This is a genomic window from Paenibacillus phytorum (genome assembly GCF_013141715.1).
In the GTDB taxonomy this organism is placed as follows: Bacteria; Bacillota; Bacilli; order Paenibacillales; family NBRC-103111; genus Paenibacillus_E; species Paenibacillus_E phytorum.
Genome location: NZ_WHOA01000089.1, coordinates 49,087 through 72,816 on the forward strand (window position 1 = coordinate 49,087; position 23,730 = coordinate 72,816).

The 23,730-nt window shown below is 44.1% G+C and carries 26 protein-coding genes; all 26 read right to left on the reverse strand.

All coding sequences use genetic code 11. From position 1 onward, the window contains the following. Positions 1-17 precede the first annotated feature (17 nt). The gene (locus tag GC098_RS11840) at positions 18-1,049 is read right to left on the reverse strand and encodes an LCP family protein (RefSeq protein ID WP_171643368.1); all 1,032 of its coding nucleotides are present in this window, start codon (positions 1,047-1,049) and stop codon (positions 18-20) included. A 156-nt stretch (positions 1,050-1,205) separates the two neighbouring features. Continuing rightward, positions 1,206-1,394, reverse strand: a complete 189-nt coding sequence (locus GC098_RS11845; RefSeq protein ID WP_047674234.1) for an IDEAL domain-containing protein — start codon at positions 1,392-1,394, stop codon at positions 1,206-1,208. Positions 1,395-1,572: 178 nt separating this feature from the next. Continuing rightward, a complete protein-coding gene (locus tag GC098_RS11850; RefSeq protein WP_171643547.1) occupies positions 1,573-2,727 on the reverse strand; it encodes a hypothetical protein in 1,155 nt (384 codons plus the stop codon). Positions 2,728-2,868: 141 nt separating this feature from the next. Further along, positions 2,869-3,450 carry a histidine phosphatase family protein gene (locus GC098_RS11855; protein WP_171643369.1) on the reverse strand — a complete coding sequence of 194 codons (582 nt, stop codon included), beginning with the start codon at positions 3,448-3,450 and terminating at the stop codon, positions 2,869-2,871. A gap of 52 nt (positions 3,451-3,502) precedes the next feature. Next, positions 3,503-4,132 carry an anti-sigma factor family protein gene (locus tag GC098_RS11860; RefSeq protein ID WP_171643370.1) on the reverse strand — a complete coding sequence of 210 codons (630 nt, stop codon included), beginning with the start codon at positions 4,130-4,132 and terminating at the stop codon, positions 3,503-3,505. A gap of 6 nt (positions 4,133-4,138) precedes the next feature. Further along, a complete protein-coding gene (locus tag GC098_RS11865) occupies positions 4,139-4,720 on the reverse strand; it encodes an RNA polymerase sigma factor (RefSeq protein WP_171643371.1) in 582 nt (193 codons plus the stop codon). 419 nt (positions 4,721-5,139) lie between these two features. Next, positions 5,140-6,009, reverse strand: a complete 870-nt coding sequence (locus GC098_RS11870) for a polysaccharide deacetylase family protein (protein ID WP_171643372.1) — start codon at positions 6,007-6,009, stop codon at positions 5,140-5,142. Between the two features lie 174 nt (positions 6,010-6,183). Next, positions 6,184-7,272, reverse strand: coding sequence for a prephenate dehydrogenase (locus GC098_RS11875; protein ID WP_171643373.1), 1,089 nt, complete (start codon positions 7,270-7,272; stop codon positions 6,184-6,186). A 23-nt stretch (positions 7,273-7,295) separates the two neighbouring features. Continuing rightward, positions 7,296-8,396, reverse strand: a complete 1,101-nt coding sequence (gene hisC / locus GC098_RS11880) for a histidinol-phosphate transaminase (RefSeq protein ID WP_171643374.1) — start codon at positions 8,394-8,396, stop codon at positions 7,296-7,298. Between the two features lie 17 nt (positions 8,397-8,413). Next, positions 8,414-9,229, reverse strand: a complete 816-nt coding sequence (gene trpA, locus GC098_RS11885; protein WP_171643375.1) for a tryptophan synthase subunit alpha — start codon at positions 9,227-9,229, stop codon at positions 8,414-8,416. 3 nt (positions 9,230-9,232) lie between these two features. Continuing rightward, on the reverse strand, positions 9,233-10,429 hold the full coding sequence (gene trpB / locus GC098_RS11890) for a tryptophan synthase subunit beta (RefSeq protein WP_057301798.1): 1,197 nt from the start codon (positions 10,427-10,429) through the stop codon (positions 9,233-9,235). After that, the gene (locus tag GC098_RS11895) at positions 10,426-11,124 is read right to left on the reverse strand and encodes a phosphoribosylanthranilate isomerase (RefSeq protein WP_171643548.1); all 699 of its coding nucleotides are present in this window, start codon (positions 11,122-11,124) and stop codon (positions 10,426-10,428) included. The genes trpB and GC098_RS11895 overlap by 4 nt, the downstream gene beginning before the upstream one ends. 24 nt (positions 11,125-11,148) lie before the next feature. Further along, the gene (gene trpC / locus GC098_RS11900; RefSeq protein ID WP_171643376.1) at positions 11,149-11,946 is read right to left on the reverse strand and encodes an indole-3-glycerol phosphate synthase TrpC; all 798 of its coding nucleotides are present in this window, start codon (positions 11,944-11,946) and stop codon (positions 11,149-11,151) included. After that, positions 11,936-12,976, reverse strand: coding sequence for an anthranilate phosphoribosyltransferase (trpD, locus tag GC098_RS11905; protein WP_171643377.1), 1,041 nt, complete (start codon positions 12,974-12,976; stop codon positions 11,936-11,938). The genes trpC and trpD overlap by 11 nt, the downstream gene beginning before the upstream one ends. A 27-nt stretch (positions 12,977-13,003) precedes the next feature. Next, on the reverse strand, positions 13,004-14,551 hold the full coding sequence (gene trpE / locus GC098_RS11910; RefSeq protein WP_171643378.1) for an anthranilate synthase component I: 1,548 nt from the start codon (positions 14,549-14,551) through the stop codon (positions 13,004-13,006). 290 nt (positions 14,552-14,841) lie between these two features. After that, positions 14,842-15,228, reverse strand: a complete 387-nt coding sequence (aroH, locus tag GC098_RS11915) for a chorismate mutase (RefSeq protein WP_171643379.1) — start codon at positions 15,226-15,228, stop codon at positions 14,842-14,844. Positions 15,229-15,231: 3 nt separating this feature from the next. Next, positions 15,232-16,326, reverse strand: coding sequence for a 3-dehydroquinate synthase (gene aroB / locus GC098_RS11920; RefSeq protein ID WP_171643380.1), 1,095 nt, complete (start codon positions 16,324-16,326; stop codon positions 15,232-15,234). Position 16,327: 1 nt separating this feature from the next. Then, positions 16,328-17,491, reverse strand: coding sequence for a chorismate synthase (gene aroC, locus GC098_RS11925; protein ID WP_171643381.1), 1,164 nt, complete (start codon positions 17,489-17,491; stop codon positions 16,328-16,330). Positions 17,492-17,802: 311 nt separating this feature from the next. Beyond that, the gene (locus GC098_RS11930; protein ID WP_164826741.1) at positions 17,803-17,967 is read right to left on the reverse strand and encodes a hypothetical protein; all 165 of its coding nucleotides are present in this window, start codon (positions 17,965-17,967) and stop codon (positions 17,803-17,805) included. A 132-nt stretch (positions 17,968-18,099) separates the two neighbouring features. Further along, complete coding sequence (locus GC098_RS11935) at positions 18,100-18,882, reverse strand: CheR family methyltransferase (RefSeq protein ID WP_171643382.1); 783 nt, start codon at positions 18,880-18,882, stop codon at positions 18,100-18,102. 217 nt (positions 18,883-19,099) lie between these two features. Then, positions 19,100-19,543 carry a nucleoside-diphosphate kinase gene (gene ndk / locus GC098_RS11940; protein WP_171643383.1) on the reverse strand — a complete coding sequence of 148 codons (444 nt, stop codon included), beginning with the start codon at positions 19,541-19,543 and terminating at the stop codon, positions 19,100-19,102. A gap of 124 nt (positions 19,544-19,667) precedes the next feature. After that, positions 19,668-20,645, reverse strand: coding sequence for a polyprenyl synthetase family protein (locus tag GC098_RS11945; RefSeq protein ID WP_246358566.1), 978 nt, complete (start codon positions 20,643-20,645; stop codon positions 19,668-19,670). Then, on the reverse strand, positions 20,642-21,505 hold the full coding sequence (locus GC098_RS11950; RefSeq protein ID WP_171643385.1) for a menaquinone biosynthetic enzyme MqnA/MqnD family protein: 864 nt from the start codon (positions 21,503-21,505) through the stop codon (positions 20,642-20,644). The genes GC098_RS11945 and GC098_RS11950 overlap by 4 nt, the downstream gene beginning before the upstream one ends. After that, positions 21,486-22,097 carry a UbiX family flavin prenyltransferase gene (locus GC098_RS11955; RefSeq protein WP_171643386.1) on the reverse strand — a complete coding sequence of 204 codons (612 nt, stop codon included), beginning with the start codon at positions 22,095-22,097 and terminating at the stop codon, positions 21,486-21,488. Before GC098_RS11955 ends, GC098_RS11950 begins: the two co-directional genes overlap by 20 nt. Further along, on the reverse strand, positions 22,094-22,969 hold the full coding sequence (locus GC098_RS11960; protein ID WP_171643387.1) for a UbiA-like polyprenyltransferase: 876 nt from the start codon (positions 22,967-22,969) through the stop codon (positions 22,094-22,096). The genes GC098_RS11955 and GC098_RS11960 overlap by 4 nt, the downstream gene beginning before the upstream one ends. 7 nt (positions 22,970-22,976) lie before the next feature. Next, positions 22,977-23,726 (reverse strand): demethylmenaquinone methyltransferase, encoded by a 750-nt coding sequence (locus tag GC098_RS11965; RefSeq protein ID WP_171643549.1) that lies wholly within the window; start codon positions 23,724-23,726, stop codon positions 22,977-22,979. Between the last annotated feature and the right edge of the window lie 4 nt (positions 23,727-23,730).

A 23,730-nucleotide genomic window follows, 5' to 3' on the forward strand; every position in this document is an offset into this window, starting at 1 on the left:
GAATCTCATCTTGTACTTTAATCCGTCCTTATCTGACTGTCAATTTGCTCACTCGATTGTTGACCACGCAACGCTCCAATCGCTTCCTCCAGATCTTGCTGTTTCACAACCAGATAGGGACTCTCCCATTCGCCTTTTAATTGGATGTAGCGAACGGTTGCCGGCTTCAAGTCACGGTAGGATTTCGTAAATGTACGAAGCTCATCGGCTGGAATATCCGTCTTTATGGATCCTCCAATGATATCAAGCACACCCGCCCAAGCGGTCAACCCATTCAAAGTGGTTAGTTGATCTAATAACTGATTAAGTACTAGCTGTTCTCTTTGATTCCGCTCCATATCAGAGGATTCTGCAGTACCTAAATTGGATTTACGGTAACGGATAAAATCCAACACTTGTTTGCCATTCAACTGCTGTATTCCTTTATTCAGATGAATATCCGTTCCGTCACTATCGTCCTGATAACGCATATCCATATCTACTTCGACGGTCATTCCACCTAATTGATCGATGAGCTTCCGAAAGCCTTCAAAATTAATAACAGCCAAATAATCAATTGGAACTTGATAAACATCACTGAACAGTCTTTTAGTTTCACGAAGGGCCGTGTCTCTATTTTTATTGTAATAGTAAGCATAGAAATAATTTGCTTTATGGGATGCGTCTAACCCCGACTTATCTGCTTCGATCTCCAGATCCCTTGGAATGGATACCACCGTACCTTGATGCGTTTTCGGATTAATACTGAACAGCATCATGACATCCGTATTCAGCGATCCCTCATTACCTTCTCGCTCATCTATTGCCGTTAGGAGGAACGTTAGCGGCTTTTCGATGGGATTGGTTGCTTGCGAAACAGGTACAAAGCTTTCTCCATTTAAATTTGATGCTTTAGTGGCTTCAGGCGCAGCAATATGATCCAGCGTCTGATTCAACTTGTTATATAGAAAAGCGGCATACACAGACGCAGCTCCTACAATTAGACCTGTGATCAAAAGAACGGATGTCATTACTTTCCGAATACGGGGATTTTTTATCATTTTTTTCATTCGTTGTCTCCTTATGTTTTGATATTATGCTCTTATAAATGGACGCGTGGGTCGTCGAATTAGTTCTTTTTTCACCAGATTTGCAGCAAAAAAGACACGTGAATAAGATTCACATGCCCTTCTTTTACGTGTTTATAGCCGCCACCAAATAAGTATTTAACCCAAAGATTGTAAGGTTTTAAGCTCAGATGTAAGAGCTAGGAACGTAGTTTGATCTCCCTTGGCTAAAGCGCGGTCAATCTCTTTATAGAGATTTTCTTCTTTATATTTGCGTATGGCATTATCCCAAACCATTTCCGCGAAAAGTGCCAGCAGCGCATCGTTAGATACATTCATTTTTCCCATGAGACCTACCTCCAAATGTTGTCCGCGGTTTGTCAGGAGCTTCTTTTTCGCAAAAACATGTTAGTCTGTTTCTTGGTGTATGCCAACCCCTTGTGTATGCCCCTACTTCATCATATTCACTCGGCACATTAGCGCTTCCTTCAATCGCCCGATTCAATAGGAATGTGTCTTTACCTATCTACTTGACGTCTTCTTTGAACCGTATACTTTCTTTATCCAGAAAGAGGACAACCTTATCTTCTTCAGCTACAAATGTTCCTTGAATCACTTTCGTTCCGATCTTGGTGACTTGAATGACAGCTCCATTCTCCTGATCTTCCCCGATCCGAATCAGGCCCAGATGCATCATCATTTGTAGAATACGTTGTTCCACGATCGATTCAGAACTATCATAATAGAATGGTTTAACAAGCTTACAAAGCACTTCTCCTAGTGATGTCATGGTCACCCATTGCCCACTTAGACGGTCTATCCAGGCCACAATGCTTTGAACATTCGGAATCGGATTTTTATAAAGCCGCAGCCAGAACTTATACACTTCTGCTAGGTTTTCTTTCTTACCATCTACCAGCCGCGCTTTTCCCTCTTCTGTTAATCGAAGTGTTTGTGAATGCTCACTAATCAGTTGTCTGTAATAACAATAATCATAGATGAAAGAAAACCGGTTCGGATACTCTTTAAACATGCGGCCATAGCCGAATCGCCATGTCCCTTTGGATACCATTTCTTCTTGAACCGATAATCGATTGAGAATTTGTTGAAGCTGTCTTTTGTACATAGACCCTTCCGCTGTGAGTGGTATTTCCTGCTCTTGAGAGATGTACGTCAAGAAATGAAAGATGTCATCGACGATAAGTAATTGCTCATCACGATATACATTAGGTTCATTTGTTGTTTTCAGGCTTTGTTTGAACTGACCGGTTAGAACATCACTAAATCTACGCTTCAGATCTTGCGGGACATGAAACAGAAACTTCGTTTGCTGTGAATAGCCGTTAAACAACCATCCAAGTTTCTTGAATTTAATGATCATATCCCGGGGATTCCATTCCTCCGAATCCTCCTTCTGAAATCTTGATTGTTGAACTCTAGCGACAAGTTCTTCAATACTGAAAGCATTGCGAGGATCGAAAAGCAGCGAATTCAAAAACCGAATATCCTCCAAAGCTAAGCCTTGAATATGCTTCTCGAAAATCTCTCTGCGGAGCGCTGTGCTCAAAATCGATTGAATCAATTCATTCTTCGAATGACCATTACACTCACACTCGTAGGTATGAGCAATTCGGCCTAATTCATGGATATCGGCATAACTGAGCATATCCGCTAGGTTCATTTCCATCCTACATCCCCCATTTAGCGAAGCTTTCAGCTCCGAGGTTTCTAGTAACCATTATGGGATTTTTCACCGAAAATATTCCAAACGAAATAAAAAAACATGACTCTTTCAAAAAAGTCATGTTTTACTTTATAGCGATTATTCAGTTATAGATTGTAAGTGAGTTAAACAGTTATATAATTGAAGCTCCCAGCCCTCTTCTTGACGAAGTAGAATAGTCAGCGATGTATTCTGTAGAAAATCTTCACTATCCATGCGAAGAACCCTAAGAATCTGCACGATAAAACCACCATGAGAAATTAATAATATTTTCCCATTCGGATAAGCCTGAATCAATTCTTCTTCTAACTCTGTCCATCGTTTCCATAGATCATCATCCGACTCTTGACCTAGTTCCTGAAGCTTCCAATTTGGCCCCCAGCGCTCTTCTCTTTCTGCTACGGTAGTTCCTTCTACCTGCCCATATTTACGCTCCCTTAGCCTCTTGTCCGTGCGTATAAAGGGTATCCCAGATAGGTCCGAAACGATTTGTGCAGTTTCTCTTGCTCTCGTCAGATCACTGCTTATAATGCCATCCCAGGTTTCTTTGGCTAATCTTAGTCCAAGTAACCGTGCTTGCTCTCTGCCTTCCCCGGTTAATTCCGTATCCAGCTGCCCCTGCAGCTTCCCAAGACGATTCCATTCTGTACTCCCATGACGTATGAATCCGATTGTTGTCATTTGCTTGCCCCTCCACCATCTCTATAAAATAAAAAATGCTCCTACAGGAGCATTATGCTTTTGTTCGTGACAACCAATTCATGATAATGATTGTTGCAATTAGACCTAGTATCGAAACGACCAGTAAGTAATGCGGATAGGAGTGAATAGGTCCTACGTGGAAGCGTAAAGGTTCCATGAAACTAGGATTAAGACTCGCTACAGCGTCTCCCATCTTATGACCATTCATGGATTCAGCACCACTGGTCTTCAAGGCTTGCGGCGCTTGGAGATCAAACAAGGAATTATCCGCAGTTGCTATTGAAGATTGCGGCGTTCCGTCGTACACGATTGCAAATAAGAAGCTGAATACAAATAAAGCTAAACAAAATGCAATAACAGCAGTAAGATTCCGTCTAAGCGTGTAAGAGATTGCATACATACGTTCAGAAACTGGAATTCGCCATGACTCATCTTCGTAAATTCGATTCATAACCTTGCCCGAAACCATTGGCTCATAATCAGGCAGCTCACTCTCGATCGCCGCAGTACGAATGAGTATCGTACTTTCTTCCCATATTTGAAATTCTTCTGCACATTCGGCACAAGTTGTTATATGCTCATCTACCGCGGCACGACGCAGGTCATCATTCGGCAAATCCCAATATACCCCAAATAATTCCTGGATCTCACTACACTTCATGCTCTTTCATCCCTTCGATTCTTCGAATATCGGTTCACTGAAATAAGGATCCAGTTGTAATTTAACGGATGCCCTTGCTCTGAACAAGAGTGACTTCACCGAGCTTACAGTTTGGCCTAAAATGTTCGCGATTTCCTGATAATCCATCTGATCGTACTCTCTAAGTATCAAAGCCGATCGCTGTTTCTCTGGTAAACTATTAATAGCTTCGCGAACCATAGACACTTTCTCATTACGCAGCATAGCTTGCTCGGGCATGGCATCAAAGGATGCATGTGGCGTCAGTCCACTTTGTTCCAGCGAGACTTGAACGCTTTTATTTTTGCGCAGCTCACTCAAAACCGTATTACGGGCAATGGTGTACAACCAGGTTGAAAAGGATGCCTCGATTTCACGGAAAGAATGCAAACTGCGGTACGCTTTATAAAAAGTTTCGTTACACAGATCTTCAGCAATGGCTTCCATCTGCGTATTCTTTAACATATGAAATATAAATGCAAGGATTTTACGCTCGTAACGACGCATAAGTTCATCGTAAAGTTGAACATTTCCATCCTTGATTTCTCTGATCAATTGGGAATCGGTCATTACGTGGCGGCCCTCCTAACGATCCCGGGTACCACTCCTACTGCTTATACTTGTTGTACTGCGGCAGGAGTGAAAAGTTGCGGTTATTTGTAAAAGAATTATGAATTTATGTACGAATAAAATACGAGCCTATAAAACCTTCTTGATTCATCACGAAATTCCTGCTAGATTCGACAATTTGTTCGATAAATTTCAATTCGCAGCGTGTCTGATGCACACAACAGACTGTCCTTTCCCATTATATAATAAAATCAGAAAAATATGGTATATAAGCACAAAAAAAAACCGCCGAATCGGCGGTTGCACTTATGGTGCGATTATCGGATAGGAGTGGAGAGAAACCATACTGTACTTTTATTATATGTATACGGTTTCATTCTGTCAATACTTATTTTGAAAACGTTTACCAACTCATTTTTTTAAGATTGAATGGGTTGTATTTGATGCCTCATGGCTTGTTTAATCAAATTATTTATGGAATGTGGCCGAATGAATGGACTGCCTGCATTGATCCGTGGGATTTGCATAGGATCCGTATCCTTCATAGTTATACCTGGTTTAGTTGTAAAGGCAAACTTAATTCCGGCTTCCTGAAGATATGTAATCGTATGATCATCATAGCTTCCGAAAGGGTACGCATAGGAATCGACGGACTTTGAGCCATTCACTTCAATGAGTTTAGTAAGGCCTGTACGGGTATCGTTCAGAACTCTTTGTTTGAATTCATCGTCTGTTTCTGTTATACCGTTTTGTGTTATTTTGTTGGTCAACATCGGCTTGCCATTGCTCATTGCATGCAGCCCATCCGAATGACATTGAAAATCGATACCAGCGAATTCTTTTCTCATTTTCTTAATCTCTTCTCTAGACAAGGAAGGTAAAAGTGTTCCTACCGGGTTGTCCAGATCTTTGGTAATAACAAAGTTCACCGCAGGTACTCGCATTTTTTTGAGTATCGGGAAAGCATTGGTATAGAAGCTTTTGTAGCCATCATCAAACGTTACAAGTACCGCATTGTCAGGTATTGACGTCCCCTCTGACTTGAAGCTTTTAAACTCATCCATGCTAATGAAATGATAGCCTTTCCGCTGCATAGCCTCCAACTGCTTTTCGAACAGCTTTGTCGAAATCGTCACAGAGCCCTGTACTTGATCATCGATATGGTGATACACAAGTACGACAACTTCGTTTGAATAAATGACATCTTTTGCACGTACAAGGGAAGGTAAAAAATTCATGAAAGCGATTAATAAAATAAGCATACTTTTCCCTATCAATTGGATCTTCATCACGTTCGCCCCACAATAAAAATATGTAATATATATATGAATAGATGTCATTATATCACGAAGCATTTTCTTTGAGAATGAGTTAACAAAAATAAAATAAGCTGATCTCTTCCCCCTTTTCGAATTGTTCAAGAAAGGAAAGAAAACAGCTTATTTATCATACAATTATGTGCGTTATACATGCACTGCGTATGGCCCGCTGAGCAGCTCAGATGCTCGGTCGGCATCTTCCTGATTTCGAAAAGAAAGACGCAGTACACCAGGAACATCTTCACGGCTTTCAATAATTTGAATGTTGCTTAAATTGATTCTAGCGTTACCGAGTAAGGTTGTAATTTGGCCAATAATACCAGGATGATCGGGAATATCAACGTAAATATCGAATAAGGACGTAATCATCCCTTTTCTGCGTTCTGGCAATTGACTGCGGAACTCACCTGCAACACGGAATTGTTCAGCGATCCCTTCGCCGTCACTTTGTTCCAATAACTTAATGAACCGCGACATTTCTAGATTCCAATCCGTGAGCAGTTTAAGCAGCACATCTTTATTGTTTACAAGAATATCGCGCCAAATCATCGGTTCACTGGATGCGATACGTGTGATATCCCTGAAGCCGCCAGCGGCCAGATTTTGATACAACGGATTCGTTTCGTTATAGCCTCTTACTTGATTAACCAATGCTACCGCGATAATATGCGGTAAATGGCTGATCGCTCCTACGATGTCATCATGTTCACGGGCGCCTACTTGAACAATTTGAGCCTTCGTTTTCTTGAGCAGCTCCGTCAGACGATCAACCTCAGCTTGTGGTGTACCCTCTGCCGGTGTCAGGACATAGAACGCATTTTCAAATAGGTGCGAGGATGCTGCCTCCACCCCATGACGTTCGGAGCCTGCCATTGGATGACCGCCGATAAAATAAACGTTTTCCTTGACAATGGAGGCTGCACTCTCCGTGATTGAAGCTTTGGTACTACCGACATCTGTGATGATACAACCGTCTTTGAGAGGGAGCTGCACTAGCTGCTGGACATATTCCTCTAACATACCAACTGGCACGCATAGAAAAATGTAATCCGCTCCTTCTACAGCTTCAGCCATACTAGTTGTTGCCATATCGACAACATTCCGTTTTAGAAGTTTTTCAACTGACTTCGGATTCGGTGAGTGACCAACGACTGTAAATCCAGGTTTTCCTTTATAGCATAAGGCGAGTGATCCACCGATCAGCCCTACACCGAATATCGCAATTTTCGTCATGAAATCAACCTTTATGATTTAAATTAGGCCTGAACAGCAACCTCAGCAAGCACTTGTGTTAGAGCGGCAATGAATTTCTCATTCTGTTCGCGCGAGCCAATTGTAACCCGAAGCGACGTTGGGAAGCCCAACATATGACCTCCACGAATGATAATACCTCGGCGCAGCAAACCATTAAATACATCTGCTGCTGGCCGGTCAACATTCACCATGATAAAGTTACCATGTGCTGGGAATGCTTGCAGACCCATCTTGTCAAACTCTTCTGTTAAGTATTTTAAGCCAGCCGTGTTCGCTTCTCGGCAGCTTTGGATAAAGTCTTGATCTTTAATTGCAGCAAGCGCAGCGGCTTGCGCAAATCTTGTTGTGTTAAAAGGTTCTCGCACTTGATTAATCGACCGAATAACATCGGGATGCCCGATCCCATAACCAATTCGAAGGGATGCCAGCCCGTAAATTTTTGAAAAAGTACGCAACGCAATAACATTGCGGTATTGACCAATTAGTTCTATGCTATCCGGGAATTCCCCTGTTGTGTTGTACTCGCAGTAAGCTTCATCAAGTACGACTAAAACATGATCTGGAACTTTGGCCAAAAACGCCTTAATCTCCGCATCGGTATTCATCGTTCCTGTCGGATTGTTCGGATTACAAATCCAAACGATTTTCGTACGTTCTGTAATCGCAGCCAGCATGCCATCCAAATCGTGTGTTCCTTCTTTCAAAGGAACTTCAATGGACACAGCCCCTTCGATTTCACAGTTATGCTTGTACTGGGGGAACGTATGTGTAGCCATAACGGATTCGTCACCTTGAACAAGGAAAGCACGCGCCAGCATCAGAATAACTTCATCGGATCCTGCGCCAAAAATAAGCTGATTCGTTGCCACACCAAGGGACTCAGCAACTGCTTCTGTCAATTGCACAGCTCCCCCATCAGGATATAAGCTGATGTTGGATAATTCCGCATCAATCGCAGCTTTTACCTTTGGCGAGGAGCCGAAAGGGTTTTCGTTAGATGCCAGCTTAATCACTTCTGTCAAACCTAGCTCACGCTTCACTTCTTCAATAGGCTTACCAGGTTGATAGACAGGTAAATGTACAATCGTTTGTTTCGGTTTCATGATAGTCACCTCGTCAATTATATGTCCGAACGTTTTAATTGTCCCACAAAGTTACGAATTTGCAAGAGTCCTTCCGGATGTGCAGCATCGGCCTCTAGATGAGGTAGTACGTTCTCAATCGTTCGTACGATGGCACTTCCAACAACGACTCCGTCACAAAGCTTCTCAAAGCGCTTAACTTGCTCGCGATTCGAAATACCGAAGCCGACGACAATCGGAACACTAGCAGCTTCCCGTACCGTTGCAAGGAAATCTTCGATGCCTCCGAAGAATTCGGCGCGCTCACCTGTTACACCTAATGATGATACACAATACACGAATCCGCGAGCTCCAGCTGCTATTCGCTTAACGCGCTCATTGGATGTTGGCGCAACTAACGGGATAAGATGGATACCATTAGCTTCAGCAATTGCTCTTGTCTCACTATCTTCTTCCAACGGAAGATCAGGAATAATAATTCCACTGATTTCATTCTCCTGCATCGCTTTGAAAATACGCTCCAGCCCAATTTGTAAAACTGGATTATAATACGTAAAAAGAATGAAAGGCAGCTTAGAGCCTCTGCTTCTAGCCTGACGAGCGACATCCATCACATCAAAGATTGAAATTTTGCGCTGTAAAGCACGTTCAGAGGAACGTTGAATCACAGGACCGTCAGCTAACGGATCAGAATAAGGAACACCTAGCTCGATCAAGTCGGCGCCTGCGCGTTCCATTTCCAGAATAAGCTCAAGGGATGCTTCAAGGGAAGGATCTCCGATGGTCAAGAAAGGAATCATCGCTGTTTCCCCGCGCTCTTTGAGCTCGGCAAATCGACTATCAATACGGTTCATCGCTTATTCCCTCCCCATGCCGAGATAGCTCATAATGGATTCAACATCTTTATCGCCACGTCCAGAAAGATTTACGATAATAATTTCATCTTTGGACATAGTAGGAGCTATTTTAACCGTTTGAGCAATGGCATGTGCACTCTCTAAGGCTGGAATTATTCCTTCTGTACGGCTAAGAAGTTGAAGAGCATCTAGTGCTTCCTGATCCGAGATCGGATAATACGTTGCTCGCTCAATATCTTTGAGGTAGGAATGCTCCGGTCCAATACCGGGATAATCCAAGCCTGCTGAAATGGAATGAGCCGGCAATACTTGACCATACTCATCCTGCAGCAAATAGCTAAGTGAGCCTTGGAAAACACCGGGAGTTCCCTTGGTCATTGTAGCCGCATGTTCCTCGGTATGAATACCGCGGCCAGCCGCTTCCACGCCAATGAGTTTCACTGATTCATCTTGGACGAAAGGGTAGAAAATACCCATGGCGTTACTGCCTCCGCCTACGCAAGCAATTACAGCATCAGGCAATCTGCCTTCGGTTTCAAGGATTTGCTCACGTGACTCATCGCCAATGACACGTTGAAAATCACGCACCATCATAGGGTAAGGATGCGGTCCTGTAACGGACCCTAGGATATAATAAGTATCCTGAACGTTGCTAACCCAGTAACGAAGCGTTTCATTACAAGCATCTTTCAACGTACGAGTACCAGACGTAACTGGAATGACATCAGATCCAAGCAATTTCATGCGGAAAACATTCAACTGCTGACGCTTCGTGTCTTCCTCACCCATGAATACTTTACACTCAAATCCCATTAAAGCAGCTACCGTTGCTGATGCAACACCATGCTGCCCAGCTCCTGTTTCCGCAATAATCTTCTTCTTCCCCATTCTTTTAGCGAGAACGGCTTGTCCAATGGTGTTATTAATTTTGTGAGCACCCGTATGGTTCAAATCCTCACGTTTCAAATAAATTTTGGCTCCACCCAAGAGTTCAGAAAGCCGCTCTGCATAATAAAGCGGTGTTGGCCGACCCGAATATTGCTTTTGTAGGTAGCGCACCTCGGCAATAAATTCAGGATCATCTTTATATTGTTCATAAGCTTCTTCAAGCTCAATTAGAGCATTCATCAACGTCTCAGGAACATAACGGCCGCCGAACTTGCCGAATCTGCCATGCTGGTCAGGTACTTGCGTCATTTTCGAGTCACCCTTTCCACAAATGCTGTAATTTTGGCTATATCTTTCACGCCATCGGTCTCAACGCCGCTGGAAACATCTACGCCATCGGGGTAATAGGCTGTTACTAATTGATCTACATTATCAGGTTGAAGCCCACCTGCTACAAGAAGCGCCACACCTGCTGAACGTGCCCACTCCTGATAAACAGGAATGCAGTCCCAAACAAAAGTTTTGCCTGATCCTCCCCCAAATATAGGGTCGAAGGTATCCAGTAAAACCGCATCGACAGTCCCTATATAAGGGTCAAGCTGAGCGGCTACATCCTCCATATTTGGGATTTTGTTTTCTGTTTTGGGAATCGAAACGGACTTGAACACCTTCACCTGAAAATGTTCGCGAACCCATCGGCAAAAGTCAGGTGTTTCCTGACTATGTAACTGTACGACATCAAGTGGAGCCACCGCTAGAATGTCGGTTAACTGCTCCTTGCTCGGATTAACGAATACCCCTACGGTTAATGGGATAGATATCCCTTTAGCCTCTTCTGATTTCAAAAAGGAAATCAGCTCTCCAGCCTTCTCTGCCGTAACTTGCCGCTTGCTCGGTGCAAAAACAAAACCGATATGTGCTATCGGCAAATGCACGATTGATTTTAACACTTCAACGCTTTGAAGTCCACAAATTTTTACCGTTGGAACCGTCCCCACAGCCATCAAATTCGCCTCTTTCTCCTCCAACTACTTCGCCCTTTGAACCCTCGTACCCATCAAATCATGAACGGCCTGCTCAACAATAGGCTGTCGCATGAAATGCTCGCCGATTAAAACGGCTTGAGCACCAACTTGGTGTAAATAAGCCATATCTTTGACGGTAGAAATGCCACTTTCACTGACGACAGTTTTCCCTGCGGGAATGAATTGAATCAGTTCTTCTGTCGTGCCTAAGTCGGTAACAAATGTTTTCAAATTCCGATTGTTGATGCCAATCAATTGCGTATCCAATTCAAGAGCACGTTCCAGTTCCTCGCGATCATGGACCTCAACGAGTGCATCTAGTCCAATATCACTAGCTAGCTTCAGGTACTGCTTCATTTGCTCTGTCGTTAAAATGGCAGCAATCAGCAAGATAGCATCGGCGCCAATCAAACGCGCTTCATAAATTTGCTTCGGATCAATTGTGAAATCCTTACGAAGCAATGGCACATTCACTGCTTTACGAACAGCCTTCAAGTACTCATTGCTGCCTTGGAAGTAGTCTACATCTGTCAGAACGGAGATACAATCTGCGCCTGCTCTTTCATACGCTTCCGCTAAAAGAACCGGTTCAAAATCATCGCGAATCAACCCTTTGGATGGGGAAGCCTTTTTCACCTCGGCAATTAAACCCATCGCACGATTTTTCCGTGTAGTTAACGCTTGTTCAAAGCCTAAACAAGGAGGCAGGTCCGAGATTAACTTCTCAGCATCCTTGATCGAAAAGCTGCTCATCGCTTCAACCTCTGCCCGCTTGGTGGCAACAATTTTATCAAGAAACATGGCATAATTCTCCTGTATATTGGATTAAATCGTTCAATTTTTGCTCAGCACGACCTGAATCAATGACATCAGCCGCTAATTTCACACCCTGTTGAAGGGTTCCGACTTGCCCTGTCACATAGAAGCAGGCCGCTGCGTTTGCAAGTACGATATCGCGATAAGGCCCCTTCTCACCAGCAAAAATATGACGAATGATTTCAGCGTTTAGAATTGCATCTCCACCCGCTACATCTTTGATGCTATGTGCGCGTAAACCAAGATCATCCGGAGTAATGGTGTAGGTGATTATGGTGTTTGCTTTCAATTCCGTTACTTTCGTAGGTGCTGAAATGCTGAATTCATCCAAACCATCCTCGCTTGCGATGACCAAAGCTCGTTTCAGTCCCAGAGCTTGCAGCGCTTGTGCGATCAGCTCAGTCTTCGTGCTGTCAAATACACCAAGCACTTGACGGTCTGCGCCAGCTGGATTGGTTAACGGCCCCAGCAGGTTGAATACGGTTCTGAAGCCCAGCTCGCGCCGAGGTGCAGCCACATGCTTCATGGATTGATGGTACGCTTGGGCAAACATGAAGCAGATGCCTGTTTTGTCTAAGCATTTAGCCGCTTGCTCACCGCTTAACGTAATCTTCACGCCAAGAGCTTCAAGGACGTCTGCGCTTCCGCTTTTGCTCGACATCGCCCGATTGCCATGTTTCGCTACGCGAATCCCCCCAGCAGATGCGACTATCGCTGCCGTTGTGGAGATATTGAACGTCTCTGCGCCATCTCCGCCAGTCCCGCATGTATCCAGCAGATCATTCTGGCGTACGTTGACCTGAACGGCTTTGTTCCGCATTGCTTCTGCGAAGCCCGTAATCTCCTCCAGCGTCTCTCCTTTGATGCGAAGTGCTGTAAGCAGGCTGCCGATTTGAGCGGGAGTCACCGCACCGTCCATGATTTCAGACATGACGCCGCGCGCTTCCTCACGCGACAAATGACTACCGCTAATGACTTTCCCGAGCGCTTGCTGTATTTGAATAAGTCCACTCATGACTAGAGTCTCCTCTCCTTCTCTCCCTTAAGAGTTAACAAAATAATCTTTGTTAATATCGCTAACTGGTCTAGGTTCAGGGCTGAACATGGCCTCTGCCATCCGAATTGATTTTAGCAAAGCTGTCGCTTTATTAACCGTCTCCTGGTATTCACTTTCAGGAACAGAATCCCATACAATACCGGCTCCGGCTTGCACATAGGCTTTGCCATTTTTGAAAATAATCGTACGGATTGTAATACAAGTGTCCAAATTCCCCGAAAATCCTAGATAACCAATCGCTCCGGCATAAGCACCGCGAGATTCTGGCTCCAACTCAGCAATAATCTCCATAGCTCTCAGCTTTGGCGCTCCAGACACCGTACCTGCAGGCATACAGGAAAGAAAAGCATCGAAGAAATCTTTGTCCTTTGCAATTTTACCAGAAACGTTAGAAACGATATGCATGACGTGTGAATACCGTTCAATGTCCATGAATGTATCGCACTTCACAGTTCCGAATTCCGATACACGCCCGATGTCATTGCGACCTAAGTCAACCAGCATCAAATGTTCAGCGCGTTCTTTCTCATCTGCGAGCAATTCTTTTTCCAGAGCAAGATCTTCTTCTGGCGTCTTCCCTCTAGGTCTTGTACCAGCAATTGGTCGCGTCTCTACCTTCTCTTCTTCAACGCGAACCAACAGCTCCGGCGATGTGCCAACGACGACTTCATCATCCATTTTGAGCACATACATATAGGGAGATGGATTCATCGTTCGCAGTACTCGATACACTTGCAAAGGCGAAACTGTCGTTTCCATTTCAAAACGCTGTGACAACACAACTTGGAAAATATCACCAGCTCGAATGTATTCCTTCGCTTTATTCACGTTTGCAATGTATTTTTCTTTCGTGATGTTGGATCGAATATCGCCGAGATCCGGTTCGGATACAATCGGATTGTGAGTCATTGTCTCGGAGCTAAGCGGACGCTTGATCTTCTCGATTGTGGCATCGATTTTCTCACAAGTCGCATGATACGCTTTTACAATGTCAGCATCTGTTGCAAAAGGTTGTACGTGCACATTGGCAATCACTTTGATTTGTTGTTTGAAATGATCGAAAACAATGACTTGATCGCAGAACATGAATTGAATGTCATTCATTTGCAAATCATCAATTTGATGAGCTGGGAGATTCTCGTAGTACTGAAGCAGATCGTATCCGAAGAATCCAACAGCACCGCCTGTAAAACGCGGCAAGTCCGCAAGCTGAGGACTGGAGTAGGATCTCAGATAGGCTTTCAACACATCGATTGGCTTCTCATCCAAAACCTTATTCTCGGATTGTGTTTCTACCATGGTTTTCCCATGCTTCGCTTTAATCATCAAGAAGGGATCGCTGCCTATAAAGGAATATCGGGCCCATTTCACGCCGCCCTCAACACTTTCTAAAAGGAACGCACGCGGTTCTTGGTAAAGATGTTGAAATACACGTATTGGGGTTTCAGTATCTGCTAACAAATGGCGCACAACAGGAATGAGATTATAATCTTTAGCCAAACGAATAACTTCTTGAATTTCAGGTGTATACATGGAAACATCCCCTCTCAGCTTGTGAGCAACTCGTGATCTCAGTGGTGCTCAAAACTCTATTCGAATGACAAAAAAACCTCTACCGAAGTAGAGGTTGACTTTAGTACAGTAGAAGTTCAAGAAGAATATGATAAAAGAAGCCATGGCTATGTATGAACAAACAGACGCCCTCGAATAGAGTCGCACTTATCTTCACACAAACCTATGTTACCTTTTCTCATCTCAACTGGGCTAAGCTCTACTCAACTAAATGCTTCTCTACTTACCTAAACTCATCTAATTACACTATACTACCGTGTTGCTTCATTTGTCAATTTAACAATATCAGGTCTCAGCGCTTTAGCTTCCTTCAAGTAAATATGGTTGATTTCTGCTTGGCTTTTGGTTGTGTTGACCTGCACCATTAATCGGATACACTTAGGCAATGAGTTCTCAACCGGAACTTCCAGTGAACACATTAGCGGGACTAGTTCCCAACCGATCATCGTGCGGATCGCCCGAGCCGGGAATGTAGCCGTAATATCCTCTGTGACTGTAATGAAAACGGAACAAATTTCTTCAGGACGAAAATCATTTGCCTCTACAATTGCTGCAAGCAGTTCACCAGTAGCGGTTAAAATCTCTTGAGCCTCATTATGTTCAACCGTCGTCGCTCCACGAATTCCCCTTAAGAACATCGGCTAACTCTCCCCTTTTAAAAGCTCAACAATTTGTCTTACTTGCTCTACCGTAACATCCTTACGAATTTCTACTTTACCGATTTCCGTCGGGATGATGTAGACCATTGTGCCTTCTTTGAATTTCTTATCGTGCATCATCGCGCCCAAGATACTATCCGTATCCAAATGAGAAGGAATGCTGACTGGCAATCCGTATTTCTCGAATAGCCCCTTCGTCACCGTATGGATGTCCTCAGCATAACCGAACTGCTGAGCTAACTTAGCAGCCCCTACCATACCAATTGCAATCGCTTCACCATGCAGCAGCTCGCCATATCCGGCGACTGCTTCCAAAGCGTGACCAATCGTATGACCGAGATTCAAGATGGCCCGTAAATCATTCTCGCGCTCATCCTGGGATACAACGATTGACTTGACTTTACAACCTATGTAAAGCGCATAACTGAGCGCTTCCGGATCTAAGGCCAGCAGCTTCTCCGCATTGTCGTCGCACCACTGCGTGAATTCAGCGTCCCAGATCAAGCCGTGCTTGATCACTTCCGAGAGGCCCGCCTTCACCTGACGGGGCGGCAATGTTAGAAGCAAGTCGATGTCGAAGAGAACGAGCTCGGGCTGGTGGAACGCCCCGATGATGTTCTTCGCTATCGGATGGTTGACCGCGACCTTGCCGCCGACGGAACTGTCGTGGGCAAGGATCGTTGTCGGGATCTGCACGAAGCGGATCCCGCGCATGAAGCTCGCCGCAGCGAAGCCGGCGAGATCGCCGACCACGCCTCCTCCAAGGGCGACGATCGCAGAACTGCGATCGAGGCCCGCCTGGAGGGCGGCGGTGACTATTCCCTCGAGCTGCGCGAGGGATTTGGAGGTTTCGCCTGCGGGCACGACGCAGGCTGTGGCGGCGAAGCCGCCCTCACGGAGCAGCGTCATGACGCGCTCCAGGTGCAGCGGAGCCACCGCGTCATCGGTGACTACGAGTAAAGGCGATTTGCGGCTAAGCTTCGCCCGGTCAAATAGAGCCGTGATATCGTTAAGAATGCCTTGGCCGATATAAATAGGATAAGACCGTTCTCCAAGATCTACGGTGAGCTCTCTCATATTAGTAGCTCTCCACTTGGGCTAAGAAGTTGGTTAAGTTCGCACGAATCTCCTCGATCGAGTCGCCGCCGAATTTATCCAAGAAAGCATTCGCTACTTCCCAAGCAATCACATTCTCCATAATTACGCCTGCAGCCGGGACCGCACAAGTGTCAGAACGCTCAACTTGAGCCGTGAATACTTCCTTCGTATCAATATCAACGCTTTGCAGCGGTTTGTAAAGTGTCGAGATGGGTTTCATCACACCGCGCACGATGATTTGCTCGCCCGTTGTCATACCGCCCTCAAAGCCGCCTGCGCGATTCGTTCTGCGACTAAAGCCATCTTCTTGCGTGTATAGAATTTCGTCATGAACATTGGAGCCTCTACGTTCTGCGGCTTCAAAGCCGATTCCGAACTCAACACCTTTGAAGGCTTGAATAGAGAGAACCGCCTGCGCAATTTTACCATCCAGCTTACGATCCCATTGGACATGGCTGCCAAGTCCTACAGGAACGCCTTCAATGATAACTTCAACGATCCCACCAAGCGTATCGCCATCTTCTTTGGCTGCGTCGATCGCGGCGATCATTTTGGCTTCAGCCTCTTTATCAACCACGCGTACCGGGGATTCCTCTGTGATGCGAATAAGCTCATCAACAGGAAGCTCTTGACGCTCTACTTCCACATCACCGATACGGATGACTTGTCCTGCCACTTTAATCCCGAACTCAGCCAACAATTGGCGCGCTACAGCACCAGTGGCAACACGCATCGTCGTTTCACGCGCACTTGAACGCTCAAGAATGTTACGTAAATCTTTTTGATTATATTTGAGTCCGCCATTTAAATCCGCATGTCCTGGACGAGGACGGTTAACACGACGCTTGCCTTCATTATCCTCTTCAACCGGCTCAACCCCCATTACCGATGTCCAGTGCTTCCAGTCGTTATTAACAACAACAAGCGCGATTGGAGCTCCTGTTGTTTTGCCATGGCGCACACCGCCTGCAATGGTCGCTGTATCTTTCTCAATCTGCATCCGACGACCGCGACCATACCCTTTTTGACGTCTATGTAATTGGAAGTTCAAATCTTCAAAGTTTAAAGTTACATTACTTGGAAACCCTTCAATAATCGCAGTGAGCTGTGGGCCGTGCGTTTCACCTGCTGTTAAATATCTCACAATCTGTTACCCCCTATGAGTTTTGCGAAGCATCACTAGCTTCGTAAGCATACACTTTTTGAGTATTACGAAATCATACTAACATCGTAAGTATTAACTATAAAGTATTGCTTAGCAATACTAACTTCATAAGCATCCGCTTTTGAATGGTTGCTTTTATCAAACACTTTAGCGCTTTGACGCGCGATTATCTTTTGTCATTATAGTATAGGTACTCGGGTTTGGCAACAGCACAAACGCAAAAACACGCTTCGCACGTAAGGGATAATCCCCTTAGCGAGAGCGTGTCTACATCTAGTCATGAGCAAAGATTACCCGTGCATAGGCTGCTTTTGGACGACTCGTGGGAGTTCGGAGAGCTGTGGATCATTCATGAGTCCCACGATTTGTGAGGAGTCGACTCCCAAAATCTGCGCACATTCCTGAATGGAGATCATTCCCCTGCGATATGCGGTAATCACTTTGCGTTTGTCCATAATTGCCTCCTAAGAGCTATTGCCTTAGCAATAACTTGCATCGTAAGCGTAACTGAGATTTCCGTAGCGTGAAAACTTGCATGATAAGCATATATTTCTGCTACATCTTAGTATTGGAAGATATGGAAGATCTTATACACCCTTTTTGCGATAAAAGAAAGTATCTGCTGGTTCTAGATCATACTGCCCTGGGGAGAAAATTTGCTCAGTAGAACCAACAAACAATAATCCACCTGGCTTCAGCGCTTTAGAAAATTTCTGGTACAGGACATGTTTTGCTTCTTCCGTAAAATAAATGATCACATTGCGGCAAACGATGAGATCATATCCCGTATCAAATGTATCGACAAGCAGGTTTTGCTTTTGAAATTTAATGGACTTTTTCAGATCGTCCGTAATATGATACATCATTTGTTCTTGTCGGAAATATTTCTTCGCGTACTTTTCAGGCACATCTCGCAAAGAACGATCGAGGTAGACTCCTTTGCGTGCTTTTTCCAAGGCGCCATCATCAATATCCGTCGCGTGTAAATGAGCTTCAATAAGCGCTCCTTGTTCGGCCAAAATCATCGCTAGCGTATAAGGCTCTTCTCCCGTTGAACAAGCCGCACTCCATACTTTTAAGCGTCTGTTCTTCTTCAACATCTCGGGTACAAATTTCTGCTCAACGAGCTCCCAACGATTCGGATTCCTCCAAAACTCAGAGACATTAATCGTCATGCGGTCCAAAAATTCATAGAATAGTTCTTTATCCTTCATCATCGCATCAAAAAAAGCGACGAACGTATTATAACCACGCTTCATCCGTAGAGTTGTTAGACGTCTTTTCATTTGCGCTTCTTTATAAAGAGCAAGATCAATGGACGTGTGTTCTTTTATTTTTTTAATAAATAACAAAAAATCTTGATCTTCCATGCTGTCCACCCACCTTGGTCAATTTCTGTTGATAAGAAAGTATACGTTTTATACTTTTGCTTCGCATCAACCTTGACAAACGCGCTCGTCCCTAGGACGACAAAGTCGTTTATCCTGAAGTAACATACATTCTGTAAGCAAATACCAAAATCCTTTATAATACGACAAAAAAAGAACCCGCATCCGGTAAGATGTCAGGTTCTTTGATTTCTGTGAACTAGATCCATTGTTGAATGACTTTATTGTATTCAAAAAGCTCGTCCGATTTAAAGAAATTGCTAATTTCGCGCTCAGCGCTTTCAGGTGAATCCGAACCATGAATCAGGTTTAAATGCGTATGTACGGCAAAGTCACCGCGTATTGTTCCCGGAGCGGCTTCAAGTGTATTCGTTTTCCCAATCATCGTTCGGGATAGAGGAATGACTTGTTCACCTTGCCACACCATCGCGAATACGGGTCCGGACGTAATAAACGTCACGAGTCTTTCGAAAAAATCTTTACCTTTATGCTCCGCATAGTGAAGTTCAGCTTGCTCCCTCGAAATAACAGTTAGCTTGCTGCCGATTAATTGAAAGCCCTTCTGTTCAAAGCGTTTTACTATTTCGCCTACAAGGCCACGTTGTACGCCATCCGGTTTAACCATCAAGAATGTTTTTTCCATGTAAGGACTTCCTCCTTATAGTTTCCATAAAAAAACTTGTGCATAAACTTACTCAGGTACAATCTATGTATTCTCCACTAGTTTACACTTATTGGCAGCTTTTCTCAAATCGAAGAACAATACATTAATAAGAACGATTTCCGATAAAATGTGCAATTTCAATGAGGTCTTTCTTGGCTTGACCATTTGGCAGCTTATCTAGAGAAGCTATAGCCTTATCAAGATACTTCTGAGAAAGTACCTCAGCTTTATCTATGCCTTCACTGCCACGGATCATATCCAAGAATCGACTTACATCTGTTTGTCCATCCAGCTTATGTATACGGTCTAATTCAGACAAAATGAGCGGCTTCAAGGATAGATCCTGCATAGCGAGCAGGACAGGTAACGTTATGTTTCCTTGTTTGACATCGCTGCCCGGCGGTTTCCCTATTTGCTTTTCCGTACCGATTAAATCCAGAATATCATCCCGTATTTGAAACACCATACCTATGTTATAGCCAAAAGCATATAGCTTTCTGCTTATCCAGTCGGGTGCATCTGCCGCCATCGCTCCTAATTGGCATGAAATGGCAATTAGGAGTGCCGTTTTACGTCTAATCCGTAATAAATAATCTCGAATTGTTTGCTCTGATTGGAAAAAGAAACGAATTTGTTCCATTTCCCCAATTGACATCTCTACGATGGCTTTAGACATAATTTGATGGACTGCTGGCTTATGAATTTGAGTAATGACTCCTAAAGCTTTGGCAAAAATATAATCTCCTGTGAACATAGCAATCCGATTATCCCATTTGGATCGGACCGTCAATTGTCCACGTCTTGTGTTTGCATCGTCAATCACATCATCATGAACAAGCGATGCCATATGAATGAGCTCGAGCGGTACCGCGACATGCTTCATCGTTTGGAGCTGATAGCTCCCAAACTCGCCTGAAAGCAGAACAAAGACGGGGCGAATCCGCTTCCCTCCCGCTTTCAGTAAGTGCATAGAAGTTTCTCGAAGCATCGCATGATCTGTATACACGCTTTCCTCGAGCTCTTTTTCAATTGCAGCTATATCCTTTTTCTTTCTTGTATAGATTTCCATTAAATTTTTCATTCCGTCACCCGTGCGTTCTTTTTCTCTGACCATAACCCAATGCTTACCGGCTTCGGAAGGAAACCAAGCTCATAGCAGTACTTGTAATACGTAGCAAGACCTTCCCACTGTTCCGATCCAAAATCATAACATAACGTATGAAAATAATGATGCCAATATTGAGATGTCCCACCAACCGTACTTTGTGCTTCGCGTATCATCTCTTCCGGATTTTGGTGTGCTTTGGCTTTACTAGCCATGAAGGCCTCAAAAGCCGCTGCAACTAATTCCGGATACTTCTGGGTCGTCTCCTTACGAATCGCCCATACGGCAAAAGACATCCATTGTCCTGTCCATTTGGCCCATTCTTGCCCAAGATCCGTAATCATATACGTTTTATTGCGCCAACTTTCTTTAATCGCATCGTCTCCGATCAATAAAGCTCCGTCCGCTTTCTCCATCATCTCTTCTAAATTGGGTTTCGCATATTCATAAGTCGGATTCCCATTATAAAATTTTTGGAGAATGACTTTGAGTAAATTCACCGACGTAGCTGAGGTAGTTGGCAGCACAATATGACCATTTGCAATTTCGCGTAACGGCTTTTCATGGAACAACAGAATGGAATTCACTTCTCCATAGGCGCTAACAGAAAGATCCGGGTAGAGTACATAATTTTCAAAGGATTCTCCGTAAGCAAAGGAAGAAATGGGCCCCATATCGATGTTCCCAGCAGCCATTTCTTGATTAAGTGAGGTAGGGACTTGTTCAATAATGTCAACCTCTAAGCTATTCATAAGTTCGGGAAAGTAATAGTAAATCGGCCAAACGTTTGTATAATTAATCCGGCCAATTCGTATTTTAGGGTCTAGGTTGCTCATTGTTATCTCCCCATCTTCGGTACAAGGAATGTTCAATGTCCATGCTATCTAGCACTTTACCCACCAAAAAATCGACCATCTCATCGATTGAGCGCGGACGATTATAAAAGGCCGGCATAGCCGGAAGCATGCGTACGCCCATTCTCGACAAGTTTAACATGTTCTCCAAATGTATGGCGTGTAAAGGCGTTTCCCTTGGAACCAGGATTAATTTTCTTCCTTCTTTGAGCATCACGTCCGCTGTTCGCTCCAATAAATTATCTGATGAACCATGAGCGATCCCTGATAAAGTTCCCATTGAGCAAGGAATAACAACCATGCCTTTGGTCCGAAAAGATCCACTGGCAACGGTTGCCCCAATATCAGCAATTGGATGATAGTTGAAGGAACCTGTTCGTCCGCCAAAATGTTCCTGCAGCATATCTTGGCGTTTGCTTACGTTCCAATCCAATTCATCATGCAGCACTCTCCAGCCTGCATCCGTAACGATTAGATGTACACTTAAACCTTGATCCAGCATTACTTGGCAGAGACGTACGCCGTAGATAGCACCACTAGCTCCAGTGATTCCTACTACCCAGTTCCCGCTCATGAATGCTGACTCACTATCACATCAAGTAACGTGAAGGCAAACATCACTAAGCTCAGTACACCGTTCATTGTGAAAAACGCTGTGTTTAATTTGGACAAGTCTTGCGGTGAAACAAGTCGATGTTCTTTATACAAAATAAAATAAGCGATAACGAGGCCAATTAAATAGAACCAGCTCAAATGTGTAATGAAAAACAAAGTGACTAAACCAACAGCTGTGAGCACATGCAGGACACGAGCCGTATTCAAAGCAGCCTTGATCCCAAATCGGCTTGGTAAGGAATGCAGACCTTCATTCCGATCAAACTCGGCATCTTGACAGGCATAAATCAGATCGAAACCTGCGCTCCAACATACTACCGTCAAGTAGAAAATGATAGAAGACCATGTAAATTGACCCGTTACGGCAACCCAGCCCCCAAGTGGAGCTAGTCCTAATGTCAAACCTAAGACAAAATGGCAAGTCCAAGTAAATCTTTTGGTGTACGAGTAAAAGACAAGAAAAAACACTGCAATAGGCAGCAGTTTCATGGATAAAGAGCTTAAATTAGAGGTTGCCCAGAAAAGCATTGCAAACGAAATAATAATATAAATAATAACCTGCTGAATGGAGATTAGCCCCGCGGGTATGGCTCGATTCTCCGTCCTTGGATTTCTTTTATCAATGGCTTTATCAATCACACGATTCAAGGCCATCGCTGCGGTTCTCGCTCCAACCATGGCTAGTGTTATCCAACCGATCTGAGCCCAGCTAGGCAAATGTCCATTTAATACGACTGAGCCTAGAATTGCTCCCATGAAAGCAAATGGCAATGCAAACACACTGTGTTCAAATTTAATCATTTCTAAAAATATTTTCAATTTAGTAAACATATGCTGACTACACTCCTGATTTCGTTTTCCCCTTGGTACCCATATGCAAAGCTGCAACCCCACCTGTTAATGGGTGTGCCTGTACATGTTCCAATCCTTGGTTCGTAAAAATAGCAGCCAACTGTTTATGATCCGGAAAATGGATTAATGATTCCGGCAGCCACTTGTACTGCTCGTACTTCTTTACAATTAGCTTGCCCAAAAAAGGCAGTACACGTTGGAAATAAAAATAATAAATAGACTTGAATGGCTGCCAAGTTGGTTTAGAGAGCTCTAAAGACACAACTAGCCCTCCTGGCTTAACGACACGCTGCATTTCACGGATGACTTGCTCCAAATCGGGAACATTACGAAGAGCAAATCCGATCGTTGCGTAATCAAACGTATTGTCGTCAAACGGAAGACTCATCGCATTACCTTGAATTAGCTGAATCTGCTGATCCAAGTGAAGCTGCTTGATTTTCTCTGCACCATAATCCAGCATGTTTTGGCTAAAATCCAGCCCAACCATCTTACCGCTTCCACTCGCCTGGGCAAGACTGATCGTCCAGTCGCAGGTACCGCAGCACAGGTCAATCGCAGTCTCCCCTGGCTTCACGTTCATTTTCTTCATAGTGAATTTGCGCCATGCTTTATGCCTACGGAAGCTTAGAATACTGTTCATAAGATCATATTTGGGTGCAATACTTTCAAAGACAGAGTGAACGAACTCTTCTTTGGTTTTGGTTGTTTTCGTGTTGCTATTTGTTTTTGTCATATTC

Coding starts and splice junctions, on each gene's coding strand:
- GC098_RS11840 (WP_171643368.1), bottom strand. CDS start 1,049: ATGAAAAAAATGATAAAAAATCCCCGTATTCGGAAAGTAATGACATCC.
- GC098_RS11845 (WP_047674234.1), bottom strand. CDS start 1,394: ATGGGAAAAATGAATGTATCTAACGATGCGCTGCTGGCACTTTTCGCG.
- GC098_RS11850 (WP_171643547.1), bottom strand. CDS start 2,727: ATGAACCTAGCGGATATGCTCAGTTATGCCGATATCCATGAATTAGGC.
- GC098_RS11855 (WP_171643369.1), bottom strand. CDS start 3,450: ATGACAACAATCGGATTCATACGTCATGGGAGTACAGAATGGAATCGT.
- GC098_RS11860 (WP_171643370.1), bottom strand. CDS start 4,132: ATGAAGTGTAGTGAGATCCAGGAATTATTTGGGGTATATTGGGATTTG.
- GC098_RS11865 (WP_171643371.1), bottom strand. CDS start 4,720: ATGACCGATTCCCAATTGATCAGAGAAATCAAGGATGGAAATGTTCAA.
- GC098_RS11870 (WP_171643372.1), bottom strand. CDS start 6,009: ATGAAGATCCAATTGATAGGGAAAAGTATGCTTATTTTATTAATCGCT.
- GC098_RS11875 (WP_171643373.1), bottom strand. CDS start 7,272: ATGACGAAAATTGCGATATTCGGTGTAGGGCTGATCGGTGGATCACTC.
- hisC (WP_171643374.1), bottom strand. CDS start 8,396: ATGAAACCGAAACAAACGATTGTACATTTACCTGTCTATCAACCTGGT.
- trpA (WP_171643375.1), bottom strand. CDS start 9,229: ATGAACCGTATTGATAGTCGATTTGCCGAGCTCAAAGAGCGCGGGGAA.
- trpB (WP_057301798.1), bottom strand. CDS start 10,429: ATGACGCAAGTACCTGACCAGCATGGCAGATTCGGCAAGTTCGGCGGC.
- GC098_RS11895 (WP_171643548.1), bottom strand. CDS start 11,124: ATGGCTGTGGGGACGGTTCCAACGGTAAAAATTTGTGGACTTCAAAGC.
- trpC (WP_171643376.1), bottom strand. CDS start 11,946: ATGTTTCTTGATAAAATTGTTGCCACCAAGCGGGCAGAGGTTGAAGCG.
- trpD (WP_171643377.1), bottom strand. CDS start 12,976: ATGAGTGGACTTATTCAAATACAGCAAGCGCTCGGGAAAGTCATTAGC.
- trpE (WP_171643378.1), bottom strand. CDS start 14,551: ATGTATACACCTGAAATTCAAGAAGTTATTCGTTTGGCTAAAGATTAT.
- aroH (WP_171643379.1), bottom strand. CDS start 15,228: ATGTTCTTAAGGGGAATTCGTGGAGCGACGACGGTTGAACATAATGAG.
- aroB (WP_171643380.1), bottom strand. CDS start 16,326: ATGAGAGAGCTCACCGTAGATCTTGGAGAACGGTCTTATCCTATTTAT.
- GC098_RS11930 (WP_164826741.1), bottom strand. CDS start 17,967: ATGGACAAACGCAAAGTGATTACCGCATATCGCAGGGGAATGATCTCC.
- GC098_RS11935 (WP_171643382.1), bottom strand. CDS start 18,882: ATGGAAGATCAAGATTTTTTGTTATTTATTAAAAAAATAAAAGAACAC.
- ndk (WP_171643383.1), bottom strand. CDS start 19,543: ATGGAAAAAACATTCTTGATGGTTAAACCGGATGGCGTACAACGTGGC.
- GC098_RS11945 (WP_246358566.1), bottom strand. CDS start 20,645: ATGAAAAATTTAATGGAAATCTATACAAGAAAGAAAAAGGATATAGCT.
- GC098_RS11950 (WP_171643385.1), bottom strand. CDS start 21,505: ATGAGCAACCTAGACCCTAAAATACGAATTGGCCGGATTAATTATACA.
- GC098_RS11955 (WP_171643386.1), bottom strand. CDS start 22,097: ATGAGCGGGAACTGGGTAGTAGGAATCACTGGAGCTAGTGGTGCTATC.
- GC098_RS11960 (WP_171643387.1), bottom strand. CDS start 22,969: ATGTTTACTAAATTGAAAATATTTTTAGAAATGATTAAATTTGAACAC.
- GC098_RS11965 (WP_171643549.1), bottom strand. CDS start 23,726: ATGACAAAAACAAATAGCAACACGAAAACAACCAAAACCAAAGAAGAG.